This window comes from Photobacterium satsumensis, from assembly GCF_050336935.1.
GTDB lineage: Bacteria > Pseudomonadota > Gammaproteobacteria > Enterobacterales > Vibrionaceae > Photobacterium > Photobacterium satsumensis.
This window is the reverse complement of the sequence record NZ_JAKJSK010000019.1, coordinates 1-16347: the sequence shown is the minus strand read 5'-3', so window position 1 is coordinate 16347 and position 16347 is coordinate 1. Positions and strand designations below refer to the sequence as shown.

The following is a 16347-nucleotide window of genomic DNA, read 5'->3' as shown; positions in this document are numbered from 1 at the left end:
CTTAATTTCTTATACCATTGCCAAGAGGGCGCAATGCGATTGTTAAACCTCCTGCTGTTGGCCATCCTCAGCTGGTTACAGTATGACTTCTGGCTCGGCAAGAACGGCATGGTCGACTACGTTGCGGTGCGCGATAATGTGGCGGTGCAACAACAGGCCAATGCCGAGCTGGTTCAACGGAACCAGCAGATGTATTTCGAAATTAATGACTTGCACCGTGGTCAGGAAGCAGTAGAAGAACGCGCCCGCAACGAGCTGGGAATGATTGGAACGGATGAAACCTTTTTCCGTATTGTCAGCGACTGAACCCCAGAGACTTGCCTGGCGTGAGCCAGCTTTGAATATGCATGAATGAAAAATTGATCGCAGTCGTACCGGCTGCTGGTGTCGGTAGCCGAATGGCGGCTGACCGGCCTAAACAGTACTTGCACATTGCTGGCAAGACTATCCTTGAACATACAATCGATCGTTTGCTTCAACACCCGAAGGTTGAACGGGTAGTGGTTGCAATCAGCGAGCATGACCCGTATTTCTCGACCTTGCCGTTGGCGGATCACCCGCAGGTTACTCGGGTTGATGGTGGTGCTGAGCGGGCCGATTCCGTATTCTCCGGCTTGGCCGCCATTGATGATCCTGATGCTTGGGTGTTGGTCCACGATGCAGCCCGTCCTTGCTTGCGTCAGCAGGATTTGGACCGACTGATCATTGAGGCACAGGCGAGCGAATACGGAGCCATCCTAGCGGCGCCAGTTCGCGATACCATGAAGCGCGGCAATGGCCAGAAAGAGATAGCGGTAACGGTTGAGCGTAGCGATCTCTGGCATGCCCTGACGCCGCAGATGTTCCGTGCCGGTCAGTTGAAGCAAGCGCTGGAAAAGGCGTTGGCCGACGGCGCGATGGTCACTGATGAGGCCTCAGCGCTGGAGCATTGTGGCATGGCGCCTAAATTGGTCACCGGGCGTGCCGACAACTTGAAGGTTACCCAACCTGAAGATCTCGTAATCGCGGAATTTTACCTACAACACTTATTGAAGGATGAGCAATGATGCGTATTGGACACGGCTTTGACGTGCATAAATTTGGTGGCGAAGGGCCGGTTATTATTGGTGGCGTTGCGATTCCTTATGAGCAGGGGCTGATTGCCCATTCCGATGGTGACGTGGCTCTACATGCGGTATGCGATGCCTTGCTGGGTGCCATTGGTGCTGGCGATATTGGCCGCCATTTTCCGGATACCGACGCGGAGTGGGAAGGGGCTGACAGCCGCATGCTGCTGCGCGATGTATACCGCAAAGTAAAAACAAAAGGTTATCGCTTGGGGAATCTTGATGTCACCATCATTGCCCAGGCACCGAAAATGGCCCCGCATATTGATGCGATGTGCCAAGCTATTGCCGAGGATTTGGAAACTGACGTTGAGAACATCAATGTGAAAGCGACCACCTCGGAGCGTCTGGGTTTTACCGGACGCAAAGAAGGCATTGCCTGTGAAGCGGTCGTGCTGATCAATAAAGAATAAATCGGGCAGGGCTGTGTGGCCCTGTCTTCTGGCATCTCGGTGCTGCTAAAGAATGGTGTAATTATGTCTACGGTAATGGACAACTTCAGCTGGTTGTATGGAAAGCCTAGCTGTCAGGGCCGCATTAAGGTTGAACCTGAAGATTTTGTTGTAAAGGAAAACCTTGGCTTCGAGTTTGCCGGAGTGGGCGAGCATTTTATGGTGAAGATCCGCAAAACCGGAGAAAACACCAAATATGTGGTCAATGAACTGGCCAAAGCCTGCGATGTGAAATCGCGTGACGTGAGCTGGGCGGGCTTGAAGGATCGCCATGCGGTGACAGAGCAGTGGCTCAGTGTGCACTTGCCGGGCAAACCGGATCCGGACTTGGCACAATTCGTTGCCGAGCACCCGGGAGTCGAAGTGCTCGAAACCGCACGTCATGATAAAAAGCTGCGCCCTGGCGATCTGGCGGGTAACTGGTTCCAGTTGACCCTGCGTGATCTGGATCTGGCCGACGACGTGATAGCGCGTTTGGAGCAGGTTAATCAGCTTGGTGTGCCGAACTACTTCGGCGAGCAGCGTTTTGGCCACAGCGGTAACAACGTCACCAAGGCCCGTGCCTGGGGTAATGACGAATTCCGCGTCCGTGACAAGAGCAAGCGTAGCTTCTATCTTTCGGCGGCACGCTCGTGGTTGTTCAATATGGTGCTTTCAGAGCGTATCGATCAGCAAACGGTTCATACGGTGATCGCCGGTGATCTGTTGCAAGTCGAGGGTGACGATCGCGGTCGCTTGGTAGAATCCGATCTCGAGCAGTGTCAGCAGACGGTGGACAATGGCACAGCAAGCATTACCGCCCCGATGATGGGTGACAATGCCCTGCCAACCAGTGCACAGGCAGAAGCCTTTGAAATGGCCATCGTCGAGCAGGAACCTTTACTGCTTAAGCTGATCCGTGATAACCGGATGCGCCATGAGCGTCGTCCACTGCTGCTAAAACCACAGCAAATGACATGGCAGCAAGAGGGCGATACCGTGACCGTTTCTTTTGCGCTACCGGCAGGCAGCTTTGCCACCGCGGTCGTTCGTGAGCTCATGGTTGAGCAGAAACAACAGGAAGGACACGATGCGAATTCTGATCAGTAATGATGATGGGATCTTTGCCGAGGGGATCAATACCTTGGCAAGGGTACTGAGCGACATCGGCGAGGTGACGGTCATTGCTCCGGATCGTAACCGTTCTGGGGCGTCCAATTCACTGACGTTGGACAACCCGCTGCGGATCCGCCACGAAGGTGAGCGACGGATCTCGGTAGAAGGAACGCCAACAGACTGTGTCCATTTCGCGCTCAATGAATGGCTGGAAGAACGCCCAGATGTTGTTGTTGCGGGTATCAACCATGGTGCCAACCTGGGTGATGACGTGCTGTACTCGGGGACGGTTGCGGCGGCGACCGAAGGCCACTTCCTCGGCGTGCCGGCGGTTGCTGTCTCGCTGGTGGGGCATCAGCATTTTGAGACGGCGGCACAGGTTGTCAAAGAGCTGCTGCTAAAAGCACAGTCACAGCCACTGCCAAGCAATAAAATATTGAATATCAATGTGCCGGATGTCGCTTATTCCCAATTGGGAAGCTGGAAGGTGACCCGTCTTGGTGCCCGCCACCGTGCCGAGAATATGGTTAAGGATACGGATCCTCGCGGCAAAGAGCTTTACTGGCTGGGGCCTCCGGGGCCTTGTCAGGATGCTGGGCCGGGAACGGATTTTTATGCCATTGAGCAGCAATGTGTATCGATTACCCCACTGCAGGTCGATCTCACCGCGCATGATGCGCTGGCAGGGATCAGTGAGTGGGTTGAGCAACAGGAGAAATAGTCGTAATGCGCAATGTGGACGAGCGGACGCTTTTGCTGAACTATTTACATCAGCAGGGGATCTCTGATGATAAGGTGCTCCAGGCGATGGCGTCTGTCCCGCGGGAGCGGTTTATCGATGAAGCCCTGTCACACAAAGCTTATGAAAATAATGCGCTGCCTATCGGTTGTGGGCAAACCATCTCGCAGCCGTACATTGTCGCTAAGATGACAGAGCTGATGGCCCTGTCTGCTGACTCGAGAGTCCTTGAGATCGGCACTGGCTCGGGGTATCAAACGGCGGTGCTGGCACACTTGGTTAACCATGTTTTTTCGGTTGAGCGGATCAAAGCATTACAATGGCAGGCCAAACGACGCCTGAAACAGCTTGAGTTACATAATGTCTCGACCAAGCACAGTGATGGTTGGCTAGGCTGGGCTGGAAAAGGCCCGTTCGATGCCATTATTGTGACGGCGGCGGCCGCTGAAATTCCAGTAGAGTTGCTTGGTCAGTTGGCTAATGGGGGCCGTTTGGTGATCCCTGTCGGTGAACATTCGCAGGTATTGAAAGTGATTGTTCGCGAGGGAGAGCGTTTTGCATACCGCGATATTGAAGCGGTACGCTTTGTCCCACTTGTCGCCGGGGAGTTGGCGTAGGTCATATGATAAGGGTGTTGTCTTCAGCAAGGACGTGGAAGCTGGCAGTGATCGCTGCCGGCCTGATGTTGTCTGGCTGTAGCAATCATAGCCCAGCGCCGGTGATGAGCCTTGGTAAGGATTACGAAAGCCTCGAGCGTGGTAGCTACCGCGGTAGCTATTACCAAGTTCAGAAAGGCGATACGCTGTATTTCATTTCTTATATCACCGGACGGGATGTTGACGATATTATTACAAGTAATAAATTGTCGAAGCCTTATACCATTTTCCCCGGTCAAAAGTTGCAATTGTGGCGGCCAAAATACGTAGCCCCCAAATACGGTCAGGCTGCTCCGGTTGCTGTTGCTGCCACACCTGCTGCTAAAACTTCAACAAAAACAAAAAGCTCAAAACCGGCTCAATCAAAACCTGCGGCTAAGACGCAGCCTGTGACGCAACCGGCCACCCAGAAACCGGTTCAATCTGCTGCAAGCAAGACGCAAAACGAGCAAAAAGTCGCCAATAAAAATGTTGATCCGGCTCCCACAAAAGAGTACTCTCAAAAAACCAAAAGTAACAAAGTTGTTACATCTAAGCCGCAACCTAGCAACACCAAAGTGGCTAAATGGTCTTGGCCGTCGAAGGGGCGTGTGATTGCCAAGTTCTCCAATTCGGAGAATGGAAACAAAGGGATCGACATCGCTGGGCAGCGTGGGCAATCTGTCAATGCGTCTGCTAATGGGGTGGTGGTTTATGCTGGTAACGCGCTTCGGGGATATGGCAACTTGGTGATTATCAAACATAATGATGATTATCTCAGTGCCTATGCCCATAACGACCAAGTTTATGTCAAGGAGCAGCAAAAGGTATCGGTTGGCCAAAAAATTGCTTCTATGGGAAGCTCTGGCACAAGTACTGTGAAGCTGCATTTTGAGATCCGTTACAAAGGTAAGTCCGTTGATCCAATGCGGTATTTACCAAAATAGACAACATGGCATAGTAAAGTTGTAATGTCTTGCTAACTCGCCATCTGGGAGGCGCTATGAGTGGAAGCAATACTGCTGCAGATATTGAAGACTTTGAATTCGACGAAGAAGCGGAGGCTGAATCCGCAACCGTTGAGACCAAAGCCGAAGATGTTAGTGCTAGTGACGATGATGTCGATATGTCGCAATATGGGGCTACGCAGAAAGCCCTCGATGCGACCCAACTCTACCTCGGTGAAATTGGTTTTTCACCCCTACTAACCGCAGAGGAAGAAGTCCTCTATGCCCGCCGTGCTCTTCGGGGGGATGAAGTTGCCCGCAAGCGCATGATTGAAAGTAACCTCCGTCTGGTGGTTAAAATCTCTCGCCGTTACAGTAACCGGGGCTTGGCCTTGCTCGACTTAGTCGAAGAAGGCAACCTCGGTTTGATCCGTGCGGTTGAGAAGTTCGATCCGGAGCGCGGCTTCCGCTTTTCTACCTACGCAACATGGTGGATCCGTCAGACCATTGAACGGGCAATCATGAACCAGACTCGTACTATCCGTCTGCCAATTCATGTCGTCAAAGAGCTGAATGTTTACCTCCGTACTGCCCGTGAGTTGGCACAGAAGCTGGATCACGAGCCAACGGCGGAAGATATTGCGTTTAAACTGGATAAATCGGTCGATGACGTCAACCGGATGCTACGCCTCAATGAGCGTGTGGGCTCGGTAGATAATCCAATCGGTGGCGATTCCGAAAAAGCCCTGCTTGATATCATTCCGGATGAAAAGAGCGGTGGCCCTGAAACATCAACTCAAGATGACGACATCAAAACCTCCATCGTCCATTGGCTACAGGAACTTAACCCTAAGCAGCGCGAAGTGCTGGCACGCCGTTTTGGCTTGCTTGGTTATGAGGCTTCGACATTGGAAGATGTTGGCCGTGAGATTGGACTGACCCGCGAAAGAGTCCGTCAAATTCAGGTTGAAGGCTTACGTCGCTTGCGTGACATGCTGACCCATCAAGGGCTAAGCATTGAGTCGCTGTTCAACCAGGAGCAACTGTAACCGGTACACTTTAACCCTACCTTTTCCGGTTCAAATCAAAAAGGGATGCCAGATGGCATCCCTTTTGTTTTTTCTTGCTCTAAATCACTAATAGCCCAGTTACATCAGGGCTTTCAGGCGGTACAACTCATCCAGAGCTTGACGAGGTGTCATTTCATCGGGGTTGATGCGTGCCAATGCTTCTTCGACTTCGCTTGGCTCCGGCAGTAGGCTCAGCTGTTGCTCAACCACTGGGGTTTGGCTGCCAGGCGCCTGGCTACCAGGTGCCACTGCTTGCTGGTGGCCACTGGCTTCCAGTTGCTGAAGCTTGAACTTGGCACGTTTGATCACTGACTTCGGTACACCAGCCAGGCTAGCAACGGCCAAGCCGTAAGACTTGCTGGCAGCCCCTTCCTGTACCGCGTGCATAAAGGCGATTTCATCGCCGTGCTCAACGGCATCGAGGTGGACATTGGCCAAGCCATTCATCAACGAAGGCAACTCGGTCAGTTCAAAATAGTGGGTGGCGAACAACGTCATGGCCGATATTTTATCGGCCAGCCATTCGGCACTGGCCCATGCCAGTGATAGGCCATCATAGGTACTGGTACCGCGACCTATCTCATCCATCAATACCAAGCTGTTCTGCGTAGCATTATGCAGGATATTAGCGGTTTCGGTCATTTCTACCATAAAGGTCGAGCGTCCCGAAGCTAGATCATCGGAGGCACCGATACGGGTAAAGATCCGATCTAGCGGACCGATCTTAACGGCTTCGGCTGGCACGAATGAGCCGACATGGGCAAGCAGGGCAATCAGTGCAGTCTGGCGCATGTAGGTCGATTTACCACCCATGTTCGGACCGGTGATGATCAACATCCGGCGATCATGGTGGAGTGAGATCGGATTGGCGATAAACGGTTCGCTTAGTACTTGCTCGACCACCGGGTGGCGACCGGCGGTGACGTCGATCCCGGTAGTTTCCGTAAGCTCCGGACGGCAGTAGTTCAGGGTATCGGCACGCTCGGCCAAATTGGCAAGAACATCCAACTCCGACAGGGCATTGGCGGTATTTTGTAGCTGCTCGAGATGCGGTAGCAGCAGATCAAATAGCTCTTCCCATAGCTTTTTCTCTAGTGCCAGCGCTTTTGATTTCGAGTTGAGGACTTTGTCTTCGTGCTCTTTGAGTTCAGGAATGATGTAGCGCTCGGCATTTTTCAGTGTCTGGCGGCGCACATAGTGACTCGGTACCAGGTGGCTCTGCCCTCGGCTGACTTGGATATAGAAGCCGTGAACATTGTTGAAGCCCACTTTCAGGCTATCGATGTCATGGCGCTCTCGCTCGTTGGCTTCCATCTCTTCAAGGAACTTGGTGGCGCCATCGGCCAGATCACGCCACTCGTCCAGTTCGGCATTGTAGCCCGGTGCCAGTACCCCACCGTCACGGATCACCACCGGTGGGTTTTCGATAATGGCACGCTCAAGCAGTTCACACAGATCGTCCATCGGAGCGGCAAGGCCAGCCAATTCACCAATACGGGTCTGGTTAATTTCGCCAAGCAGTTCAGCCAGTTCCGGCAGGTGCTGCAGTGCAGTCCGCATCCGAGCGAGATCGCGCGGGCGGGCAGAGCGCAGGGCAAGACGGGCAAGGATACGTTCCAGATCGCCCATGTGGCGCAATACGCCGGCGAGATCCAAAAACAGTCCGGTGTCCTTGAAGGCGGTAATGGCATCAAGGCGGCCGTTAAGCTGCTGGCGGTCACGGATCGGTTGGTGCAACCAGCGCTTGAGCAAGCGGCTGCCCATTGGGGTTGCGGTTTGGTCAAGGACCGAAGCCAAGGTGTTGTCGAAACCGCCAGCCAAGTTTTGGGTCAGTTCGAGGTTACGGCGGGTGGCGGCATCCAGGATCACCGAGTGATCTTTGGTATCCAGGGTGATCGCCCGGATATGCGGCAGGGCAGTACGCTGAGTATCTTTGACATATTGCATCAGGCAGCCCGCAGCACACAGGCCGTGCTCGGCCTGTTTGACCCCGAAGCCAACCAGATCACGGGTGCCAAACTGCATGGTCAGTTGCTGGCGCGCAGTCTCGAGATCAAACTCCCAGACCGGACGGCGACGGGCACCTTTCAAACCATGGAATAAGCCAGGCAGATCAAAATCTTCTGGGTACAGCAATTCAGCAGGGCTGGTACGTTGCAACTCGGCCTGCATGGCTTCTTCGGTCTCTGGCTCGGCAAGCATAAAGCGACCCGAGGTAATATCCAGCGTGGCGTAACCGAACTTGCTACCTTCGTGGTAAATGGCGGCAATTAGGTTGTCTTGGCGCTCGCTGAGCAGCGCTTCGTCACTGACGGTACCCGGCGTGATAATTCTTACTACCTGGCGCTCGACCGGCCCTTTGCTGGTAGCAGGATCGCCAATTTGCTCACAGATAGCGGCGGAGACACCTTGTTGAACCAGTTTGGCAAGGTAACCCTCAATAGCATGGTAGGGCACACCGGCCATTGGGATCGGCTGGCCATTGGAAGAGCCACGCTTGGTCAGCGAGATATCCAGCAGTTGCGAAGCCTGCTTTGCGTCATCAAAAAATAGTTCGTAGAAATCACCCATCCGATAAAACAGCAATACCTCCGGATTCTCTGCTTTGATCCGTAAAAATTGCTGCATCATAGGTGTATGTTTTTCTATGCCTTTTATTGTCACGTTGTTGCCTGCTACATTGTGCCGGAGGGCTAGGGACCCTGCTCTATCCGGGGGAAGTTTCTGGTCGCTTAGGATACGTGATCCCGACCTCTCGGCAAAGGGGAGATAGTGTATTTTTCCTACGGCAAAATTTGCTGAAGGCAAGGGGCTTGCCCGTGGGTGGTGAGCCAAGTAATGTGTACGCAATGTATGGTTAGCAACGCATTGAACAACACGGATCATCCAAGTTGCATGAATCTGGCTGTATAAACGAGGGAGCAATGATGGCATTAGCACAACAGGTTGGACAAACTCTGGCCCAGCGCAACTGGGTAGCAGTAACTGCGGAGTCCTGCACCGGGGGAGGGGTATCTACTGCTATCACGGATATTGCCGGCAGTTCGGCATGGTTTGACCGGGCATTTGTGACCTACAGTAATGAGGCAAAGCAGGAGATGCTCGGTGTCAGCGCAGAAACATTGGACCGGTTCGGTGCGGTGAGTGAGCAGGTCGTCGCTGAAATGGCAACGGGGGCACTGGCCCATTCGCATGGCGACATCGCCGTGGCCATCAGCGGTATTGCTGGTCCTGGTGGCGGCAGCGAAGAGAAACCGGTCGGAACGGTGTGTTTTGGCTGGGCCGACCTAACGGGCAAGCTGAAGGTGGAAACCTGTCTTTTTGACGGTGATCGCCAAGCGGTACGCCAGCAAGCCGTTGAAAAAGCGCTATCTGGATTGATTGCGTTGATGGACAATCCTGAGGCGTTCATGAGCTGAGATCAATTTGGCGAAAAAAAATTCATCCAGTGCTAGACACTGTATGAATAGACAGTATACTAATCATCAATATCAGTACTTAGTTTAAGCATTAATTAAGCATCCCTTGGAGAGTCTAATGGACGACAACAAGCAGAAGGCACTCGCCGCCGCGTTAGGTCAAATTGAAAAGCAATTCGGTAAAGGCTCGATCATGAAGTTGGGCGACAACCGCACCATGGATGTCGAAACCGTGTCTACCGGTTCTCTGTCTCTAGATATCGCCTTGGGTGCTGGTGGTCTGCCAATGGGCCGTATCGTTGAAATCTACGGTCCTGAGTCTTCTGGTAAAACCACGCTAACACTAGAAGTTATCGCTGCTGCCCAGCGTCAAGGCAAAACCTGTGCCTTCATCGATGCTGAGCACGCGCTTGACCCAATCTACGCGCAGAAGCTGGGTGTCGATATCGACCAGCTACTGGTTTCCCAGCCAGATACCGGTGAGCAGGCGCTGGAAATCGCTGATGCCCTAGCACGTTCTGGCGCGGTTGATATTCTGGTTGTCGACTCCGTTGCCGCCCTAACGCCGAAAGCTGAAATTGAAGGTGAGATGGGTGATTCACACATGGGTCTACAGGCACGTATGCTGTCTCAGGCGATGCGTAAAATCACCGGTAACCTGAAGCAGTCGAACTGCATGTGTATTTTCATCAACCAGATCCGTATGAAGATCGGTGTGATGTTCGGTAACCCAGAAACGACAACAGGTGGTAACGCGCTGAAGTTCTACGCGTCTGTTCGTCTTGATATCCGTCGTACCGGCGCAGTCAAAGAGGGTGATGAAGTTGTCGGTAACGAAACCCGTATCAAGGTTGTGAAAAACAAGATTGCGGCACCGTTCAAGCAAGCTGAAACCCAGATCCTTTACGGTAAAGGCTTCAACCGCTATGGCGAGCTGATCGACCTCGGCGTGAAGAACAAGATGGTTGAGAAAGCGGGTGCATGGTACAGCTACCAGGGCGACAAGATCGGCCAGGGTAAGGCAAATGCGTGTAAGTACATCGAGGAAAACCGCCATATTGCCGAAGAGCTTGAAAAGAAACTGCGTGATCTACTGCTAGCACCAGCGGTACTGGAAGAAGCGGCAGCGGAAGCTCAGGCTGAAGAAGATGCCGAAGATCAGGCATTCTAATCATGCTTAGCCGATAAGGCTGGCTGACAGAATAGAAGAGCGGGCGGGTATGATTACCACGCCCGTTTTTGTTTTATGCCAATCTGGATAAGCCGTTGACCGGTAAGACGGATCAAATATTTACCTAGCTTGAGATTAGAGAGACAGGGTGATGAAAGCAAAGAAACCGGCCCAAAGTGCCAAGCAATCTGCGGTCAGGTATTTGTCGCGCCGCGACCATGCCGAGCAGGAGTTGCAGCAAAAATTGCTGGCGCGTGGTTATGAGCCGGCCGAAGTTGATGAGGCTGTTGCCCTGTGCCAAGACTATAACTGGCTGGATGATGCCCGTTTTGCCGAGCGATTGTTAACTAATGGTATAGCCAAGGGCTGGGGGTTATTGCGGATCCGCCAGGAGATGGATCATAAGGGGATACATGAGGAGATTGTCCGCCAGTTGTTCGAAGACGATGAGTTCGATTGGTATGAGCATGCCCGTGAGGTTGCCCTGAAAAAATTCGGGGATAGCCCGATGGAGACTGAAAAGGAAAAAGCCAAGCGGCTACGCTTTATGCAGTACCGAGGGTTTGATTTCGAGCAGATCAAATATGCCCTTGATGTCGACGATGAATACTGAACCGGCGCTTCTCTCACCTTAAGTACCACTAAAAACTCCCATATTCCCCCTGTTATGCGTATGGCGGGGATAAATTGCCTTATTTCTGAACATAACATTTCCCGTATTGGCTACCGTTGTTTTACAATAACCGCCAAAGAATTTATTTTAGTCTCATCACTGCCTGCCCAAATTGTCCTGCCGAGGGCATGGTGGAACTCAGGGCAGGTGAGAAGACAGTTAAATTCGACCATTCAGTTTACATAAAAGCATTATTCAGGATTTGCCAATGTACATGAGCACTGATGAGATTCGCCGTGCGTTTCTTGCGTTTTTTGAGAGTAAAGGCCACCAGATAGTTGAGAGTTCATCTCTTGTGCCTGCCAATGACCCTACGCTGTTGTTCACCAACGCGGGTATGAACCAGTTCAAAGATACATTCCTTGGTCTGGAAAAGCGCAACTACACTCGAGCAACAACCGCTCAGCGCTGTGTCCGTGCCGGTGGTAAGCACAACGACCTGGAAAATGTTGGCTTTACGGCTCGCCACCACACGTTCTTCGAGATGCTGGGTAACTTCAGCTTCGGTGATTACTTCAAGCAAGATGCGATTAAGTTTGCTTGGGAATTCCTGACAGTGACACTTAAGCTGCCAGAAGACCGCTTGTTGGTGACAATTTACGAGACCGATGACGAAGCATTCGACATCTGGAACAAAGAAGTCGGCGTACCGGCTGATCGCATCGTGCGTATCGGTGACAAGAAAGGTGGTAAGCCATTCGAGTCAGACAACTTCTGGCAGATGGGCGATACCGGTCCTTGTGGTCCTTGTACTGAAATTTTCTACGATCACGGTGATCACATCTGGGGTGGCCGCCCGGGTACACCTGAAGAAGATGGTGACCGCTTCATCGAGATCTGGAACAACGTATTCATGCAGTTCAACCGTCAGGCTGACGGCACCATGGATCCACTACCTAAGCCGTCGGTAGATACCGGAATGGGTATCGAGCGTATCTCTGCCATCATGCAGGGTGTGCACTCCAACTACGAAATCGACATCTTCAAGACGCTGATCAAAGAATCGGCTGCAGTGATTGGCCACGACGATCTGGGTAACCAGTCACTACGTGTTGTTGCTGACCACATCCGCTCTTGTGCATTCTTGATCGCCGATGGTGTGATGCCGTCAAACGAAGGCCGTGGTTACGTTCTGCGTCGTATCATCCGTCGTGCGGTTCGCCATGGTAACAAGCTAGGTGCTAAGGGAGCCTTCTTCTACAAGCTGGCAGCCCCGCTAGCTGAAATCATGGGCACCGCCGGTGAAGAGCTGAAGAAGCAGCTGGAAATGGTCGAGAAAGTATTGAAGATCGAAGAAGATAACTTCGGTCGTACACTGGACCGCGGTATGACGATTCTGGCTGAAGCGCTGGATAACCTTGATGGCAAAGTGCTTGACGGCGAGACGGTGTTCAAGCTGTACGATACCTACGGTTTCCCTGCTGATCTGACCAATGACGTGGCGCGTGAGCGTGGCTTCTCTATTGATGAAGAAGGCTTCAACAATGCGATGGAAGCGCAGCGTCAGCGTGCACGTGATGCAGGCCAGTTCGGTGTTGATTACAACGATGCGATCAAAGTCGATGCAGAGACTGAATTCTGTGGCTACGGTGCAACCGAAGGTCAGGCAAGCGTGGTTGCTCTTTACCGTGAAGGTGAAGCGGTTGATGCGATCAATGCTGGCGAAGAAGCGTTGATCGTTCTGGACAACACCCCGTTCTACGCCGAATCTGGCGGCCAGTGTGGTGACACCGGTGCGATGACCGCTGAAGGTGTTCAGTTCGTTGTGGCAGATACCCAAAAGTTCGGTAACGCTATCGGCCACACCGGTAAGCTGGCTGAAGGTTCACTGAAAGTGGGTGACAAGCTGACAGCAACCGTTGATGCAGCACGCCGTGCGGCGACTAGCCTTAACCACTCAGCGACCCACCTGCTACATGCTGCTCTGCGTAACCTGCTTGGTGAGCACGTGACCCAGAAAGGTTCACTGGTTAAGCCTGAAGGTTTGCGCTTTGACTTCTCTCACCTAGAAGCGGTGAAGACGGAAGAGTTACGTGAAATCGAACGTGTGGTGAATGAGCAAATTCGTTTCAACCATGCAATCAACACTGACGTGACGGACATCGAATCAGCCAAAGAAAAAGGCGCTATGGCGTTGTTTGGCGAGAAATATGATGATGAAGTTCGCGTCCTGAGCATGGGTGACTTCTCTGTTGAACTGTGTGGTGGTATCCATGCTGCTAACACCGGTGATATCGGTTTGTTCAAAATCGTTTCTGAAGGGGGTATTGCAGCTGGTATCCGCCGTATCGAAGCGGTGACGGGCGAAGCGGCAATCGCAGCGCTGCACGATCAGGAAGCGCTGTTGACTGAAACAGCCAGCTTGGTGAAATCTGACGCCGCGTCAGTAGCCACCAAAGTTAGCGCACTGGTTGCTCACAGCAAGCAGCTAGAAAAAGAAATCCAGCAGCTGAAAGACAAGCTGGCTGCGCAGGAAAGTGCCGGTCTTATCAACAAGGCTCAGGAAATCAACGGCGTGAAAGTGTTGGTGACCAAGCTTGACGGTGCCGACAACAAAGCACTGCGCGGTATGGTTGATGAGCTGAAGAACCAGCTAGGTAGCGGTATTGTCGTGCTGGGTAATGTCAGCGGCGATAAAGTTGGCCTGATTGCCGGTGTGACCAAAGACTTGACCAGTAAAGTCAAAGCGGGCGAGCTGGTTAACCTGGTTGCCCAGCAAGTTGGCGGTAAGGGCGGCGGTCGTCCGGACATGGCGCAAGCCGGTGGTACTGATGCAGCGGCATTGCCAGCAGCACTAGAGTCAGTGACCCCATGGTTGGTTGAAAAACTGTAATAGTTGGAGAGGTGCAGTGGCACTATTGGTGCAGAAATTTGGTGGTACGTCGGTCGGGAGTATCGAACGTATTGAAGCGGTGGCTGAGCGTGTGATCCAGGCGCGCCAGCGTGGTCATCAGGTTGTCGTAGTCGTATCAGCGATGGCGGGCGAGACCAACCGTTTGTTGGGACTGGCAAAACAGATAGATGCCGTTCCGACCCAGCGAGAGCTGGACGTATTGTTGTCAACCGGCGAGCAGGTCACCATAGCCTTGCTTGCCATGGCCCTCAACAAGCGGGGGTACCCGGCAACATCATTGACTGGTGATCAGTTAGGTATCCGCACTGATACTGTATTCAATAATGCCACTATTACCGAGGTAGAGACCGAGGTGGTGACCGAGTTGCTCGAACGCGATCACATTGTTGTGGTGGCAGGGTTCCAGGGTCGTGATAGTCGAAACAACATCACAACCTTGGGACGCGGCGGGTCTGATACCACAGCGGTTGCTATTGCTGGCGCACTGGCGGCAGATGAGTGCCAAATCTTCACCGATGTCGACGGGGTCTATACCACTGATCCCCGTTTGGTCAGCGAAGCGGCACGTTTGTCGACAATTCATTTCGATGATATGACGGCAATGGCACGTCATGGCGCAAAAGTGCTACAATTACAGTCGGTTGAATATGCTGAGCAACACCAGGTTCCATTGAGGGTCCTTTCATCATTTGATGAAGGGGAAGGAACCTTGGTTAATTTCTCGACGGTACCCGCCAATGGTGCCGCTGGGGTCGCTGTTAAAGGCGGGCAGGCATTATACCGCGTTGCACAACCGCTTGAGAAAGTGGAGCAGCAACTTGGCTTGTTAGGGTTAGATGCTTGGTGCTATGGTGATAGCCAGCAAGCAACCTATCCTATAACCTATATTGTTGCGGCCGATGATGAATTGGCCCGACTGAATGTTATCCTAGAAAAAACAGAATTGGCTCAATCCTCTGTCGCTATACTGACCCTTGTCGGGGAAAGGGTAGAAGGGGACAGTACGCAAGTGACTGCCTCGCTGACAGAAAGAGGGGTGGGTGTATATCAACAAAAAAGTACTGCTCGTTGTGTTTCATTATTGATCAATGGGCAACATTTACAGTTAGCCGTAGAACACATCCACAAAAGATTTGTGGTGGAGCCAGAAAGTCTGGATAATCGACCACTTCTCGCTGTTTCTTGAGCAGTGAACATTTACGTAATTGTAAATATTGTTGGATAATAAACGTTAACTCTTATAATACTGAGATTACTCAAGGAGCACACGAATGCTAATTTTGACACGACGCGTAGGTGAAACGCTAATGATCGGTGATGAAGTCACTGTTACAGTTCTTGGCGTTAAAGGTAACCAGGTTCGAATTGGTGTAAATGCACCGAAAGAAGTCTCTGTACACCGCGAAGAAATTTACATGCGTATTCAAGCGGAAAAAGAATCAGGTTCCCAGGGTTCTGGTAACTACTAATTCGAAGAAGGCCAGCATTTATGCTGGCCTTTTTTGTTATTGCCTGCCGCGCCATATTCTTGAATCTAGAAGAAATACTGGGCCATTACGCGCGATAATATGCCGTGTTGGCTATTAAGTGCGCATCCGCGCAGTGGATGTCATTTTTTCACGATAAAGTGTTTGACTTATTTTCGGCTGGCAGTAATATGGGCCCCCGCAAGACGGTGAGGTGGCCGAGAGGCTGAAGGCGCTCCCCTGCTAAGGGAGTATACGGTTTATAGCCGTATCGAGGGTTCGAATCCCTCCCTCACCGCCATTCTTTATTTTAATGAATGGGCTTGCATTGCGCGCTCGTAGCTCAGCTGGATAGAGTACCTGGCTACGAACCAGGCGGTCGGAGGTTCGAATCCTCCCGAGCGCGCCATTATTTACAACGTATTGCCGAGAGGCGGTACTATATAAAACCGAATTAAGTGTGCGCTCGTAGCTCAGCTGGATAGAGTACCTGGCTACGAACCAGGCGGTCGGAGGTTCGAATCCTCCCGAGCGCGCCATAATTTGTGTGGTGAGGTGGCCGAGAGGCTGAAGGCGCTCCCCTGCTAAGGGAGTATACGGCTTATACCCGTATCGAGGGTTCGAATCCCTCCTTCACCGCCATTCTTTTCTTGTTCAAGTTTTGCTTGATAAAGAATGCCTGCGCGTCCGTAGCTCAGCTGGATAGAGTACCTGGCTACG

General features: G+C 52.3%; 15 protein-coding genes and 4 tRNA genes. 18 read left to right on the top strand and 1 reads right to left on the bottom strand.

Annotation, left to right across the window (positions count from 1 at the left end):
- Positions 1–33 precede the first annotated feature (33 nt).
- The 8 genes from ftsB (at position 34) to rpoS (ending at position 6023) form a co-directional block, all read left to right on the top strand.
- Entirely contained in the window at positions 34–306 is a 273-nt protein-coding gene (gene ftsB, locus L4D79_RS27020; protein WP_428656372.1) for a cell division protein FtsB, read from the top strand.
- Between the two features lie 41 nt (positions 307–347).
- Positions 348–1046 carry a 2-C-methyl-D-erythritol 4-phosphate cytidylyltransferase gene (gene ispD / locus L4D79_RS27015; RefSeq protein ID WP_428656369.1) on the top strand — a complete coding sequence of 233 codons (699 nt, stop codon included), beginning with the start codon at positions 348–350 and terminating at the stop codon, positions 1044–1046.
- Entirely contained in the window at positions 1046–1519 is a 474-nt protein-coding gene (ispF, locus tag L4D79_RS27010) for a 2-C-methyl-D-erythritol 2,4-cyclodiphosphate synthase (RefSeq protein ID WP_428656516.1), read from the top strand. The genes ispD and ispF overlap by 1 nt, the downstream gene beginning before the upstream one ends.
- Positions 1520–1582: 63 nt before the next feature.
- Positions 1583–2647: a tRNA pseudouridine(13) synthase TruD gene (truD, locus tag L4D79_RS27005; RefSeq protein ID WP_428656367.1), complete on the top strand. Its 1065-nt coding sequence runs from the start codon at positions 1583–1585 to the stop codon at positions 2645–2647.
- Positions 2628–3374, top strand: a complete 747-nt coding sequence (gene surE, locus L4D79_RS27000) for a 5'/3'-nucleotidase SurE (RefSeq protein ID WP_428656365.1) — start codon at positions 2628–2630, stop codon at positions 3372–3374. The genes truD and surE overlap by 20 nt, the downstream gene beginning before the upstream one ends.
- 5 nt (positions 3375–3379) lie before the next feature.
- Positions 3380–4009: a protein-L-isoaspartate(D-aspartate) O-methyltransferase gene (locus L4D79_RS26995; RefSeq protein ID WP_428656363.1), complete on the top strand. Its 630-nt coding sequence runs from the start codon at positions 3380–3382 to the stop codon at positions 4007–4009.
- Between the two features lie 5 nt (positions 4010–4014).
- Positions 4015–4974 carry a peptidoglycan DD-metalloendopeptidase family protein gene (locus tag L4D79_RS26990; RefSeq protein WP_428656361.1) on the top strand — a complete coding sequence of 320 codons (960 nt, stop codon included), beginning with the start codon at positions 4015–4017 and terminating at the stop codon, positions 4972–4974.
- A gap of 56 nt (positions 4975–5030) precedes the next feature.
- Positions 5031–6023, top strand: coding sequence for an RNA polymerase sigma factor RpoS (rpoS, locus tag L4D79_RS26985; RefSeq protein WP_428656358.1), 993 nt, complete (start codon positions 5031–5033; stop codon positions 6021–6023).
- 99 nt (positions 6024–6122) lie between these two features.
- Here the strand turns inward: rpoS and mutS are convergent, their stop codons facing one another.
- A complete protein-coding gene (gene mutS / locus L4D79_RS26980) occupies positions 6123–8708 on the bottom strand; it encodes a DNA mismatch repair protein MutS (RefSeq protein ID WP_428656356.1) in 2586 nt (861 codons plus the stop codon).
- 260 nt (positions 8709–8968) lie between these two features.
- On the opposite strand from mutS, the gene pncC reads away from it, so the two are divergent.
- From pncC to L4D79_RS26930, 10 genes are all read left to right on the top strand, one after another.
- Entirely contained in the window at positions 8969–9463 is a 495-nt protein-coding gene (pncC, locus tag L4D79_RS26975) for a nicotinamide-nucleotide amidase (RefSeq protein ID WP_489685945.1), read from the top strand.
- A gap of 106 nt (positions 9464–9569) precedes the next feature.
- Complete coding sequence (gene recA, locus L4D79_RS26970) at positions 9570–10634, top strand: recombinase RecA (RefSeq protein WP_428656353.1); 1065 nt, start codon at positions 9570–9572, stop codon at positions 10632–10634.
- Between the two features lie 151 nt (positions 10635–10785).
- Positions 10786–11247, top strand: coding sequence for a recombination regulator RecX (recX, locus tag L4D79_RS26965; RefSeq protein WP_428656351.1), 462 nt, complete (start codon positions 10786–10788; stop codon positions 11245–11247).
- Positions 11248–11515: 268 nt separating this feature from the next.
- Positions 11516–14140, top strand: coding sequence for an alanine--tRNA ligase (gene alaS, locus L4D79_RS26960; RefSeq protein WP_428656348.1), 2625 nt, complete (start codon positions 11516–11518; stop codon positions 14138–14140).
- A 16-nt stretch (positions 14141–14156) separates the two neighbouring features.
- The gene (locus L4D79_RS26955) at positions 14157–15347 is read left to right on the top strand and encodes an aspartate kinase (RefSeq protein ID WP_428656346.1); all 1191 of its coding nucleotides are present in this window, start codon (positions 14157–14159) and stop codon (positions 15345–15347) included.
- A gap of 85 nt (positions 15348–15432) precedes the next feature.
- On the top strand, positions 15433–15630 hold the full coding sequence (gene csrA, locus L4D79_RS26950) for a carbon storage regulator CsrA (RefSeq protein ID WP_107349901.1): 198 nt from the start codon (positions 15433–15435) through the stop codon (positions 15628–15630).
- 205 nt (positions 15631–15835) lie between these two features.
- Positions 15836–15928 (top strand) — tRNA-Ser (locus L4D79_RS26945).
- 31 nt (positions 15929–15959) lie between these two features.
- Positions 15960–16036: transfer RNA gene (locus L4D79_RS26940), tRNA-Arg, on the top strand.
- Between the two features lie 53 nt (positions 16037–16089).
- Positions 16090–16166 (top strand) — tRNA-Arg (locus tag L4D79_RS26935).
- A 10-nt stretch (positions 16167–16176) separates the two neighbouring features.
- Positions 16177–16269: transfer RNA gene (locus L4D79_RS26930), tRNA-Ser, on the top strand.
- Positions 16270–16347: the final 78 nt, after the last annotated feature.

Coding starts and splice junctions, on each gene's coding strand:
- ftsB (WP_428656372.1), top strand. CDS start 34: ATGCGATTGTTAAACCTCCTGCTGTTGGCCATCCTCAGCTGGTTACAG.
- recX (WP_428656351.1), top strand. CDS start 10,786: ATGAAAGCAAAGAAACCGGCCCAAAGTGCCAAGCAATCTGCGGTCAGG.
- rpoS (WP_428656358.1), top strand. CDS start 5,031: ATGAGTGGAAGCAATACTGCTGCAGATATTGAAGACTTTGAATTCGAC.
- surE (WP_428656365.1), top strand. CDS start 2,628: ATGCGAATTCTGATCAGTAATGATGATGGGATCTTTGCCGAGGGGATC.
- truD (WP_428656367.1), top strand. CDS start 1,583: ATGTCTACGGTAATGGACAACTTCAGCTGGTTGTATGGAAAGCCTAGC.
- ispF (WP_428656516.1), top strand. CDS start 1,046: ATGCGTATTGGACACGGCTTTGACGTGCATAAATTTGGTGGCGAAGGG.
- csrA (WP_107349901.1), top strand. CDS start 15,433: ATGCTAATTTTGACACGACGCGTAGGTGAAACGCTAATGATCGGTGAT.
- alaS (WP_428656348.1), top strand. CDS start 11,516: ATGTACATGAGCACTGATGAGATTCGCCGTGCGTTTCTTGCGTTTTTT.
- pncC (WP_489685945.1), top strand. CDS start 8,969: ATGATGGCATTAGCACAACAGGTTGGACAAACTCTGGCCCAGCGCAAC.
- L4D79_RS26990 (WP_428656361.1), top strand. CDS start 4,015: ATGATAAGGGTGTTGTCTTCAGCAAGGACGTGGAAGCTGGCAGTGATC.
- ispD (WP_428656369.1), top strand. CDS start 348: ATGAATGAAAAATTGATCGCAGTCGTACCGGCTGCTGGTGTCGGTAGC.
- L4D79_RS26995 (WP_428656363.1), top strand. CDS start 3,380: ATGCGCAATGTGGACGAGCGGACGCTTTTGCTGAACTATTTACATCAG.